Origin of the sequence: Lactobacillus sp. UMNPBX1 (genome assembly GCF_002554085.1) — a bacterium.
In the GTDB taxonomy this organism is placed as follows: Bacteria; Bacillota; Bacilli; order Lactobacillales; family Lactobacillaceae; genus Lactobacillus; species Lactobacillus crispatus.
The window spans coordinates 1-409 of sequence record NZ_PCZI01000064.1 but is presented as its reverse complement, the minus strand read 5'-3'; the positions used below and the strand labels follow the sequence as shown (position 1 = coordinate 409).

General features: G+C 32.5%; 1 protein-coding gene. It reads right to left on the bottom strand.

Annotated elements, in window-relative coordinates; genetic code table 11:
- Positions 1 to 409 (bottom strand): histidine kinase dimerization/phospho-acceptor domain-containing protein (locus CP352_RS10790; RefSeq protein WP_143465306.1); only part of this gene is annotated, 409 nt, incomplete at both ends.

Below are 409 nucleotides of genomic sequence, written 5' to 3'. Positions count from 1 at the left end.
TCCTGAACTAAACTTTTCATTCTTGTTATTTCCTGTAATGATGCTGAAATAGATTCTTCCAATATCTGTGGATCATCCTTGCCCCATCTACTTAATAAGTCCAAATGTCCTTGAATAATCGCCACAGGTGTTCTCAATTCATGCGATACATCTTCTACAAATTGTTGTTGTTGTTGAATGTATCTTTCCATTCTATCAAGCATATCATTAAATAAATTGCTTAATTCTGATAGTTCATCATTTTGATTTAGAATCGGAACTCTAACGTTAGCTAAGGAGTCTCTTTCATCATCTGTATTTATTTTACCAATTGTTTCATTTATAAGTTCTATTGGTCTTAATAACCATGCTGAAAGTACATATCCAACTAAAGCACTAGCTAACCCAGCAGTTACACCAAAAACAATAA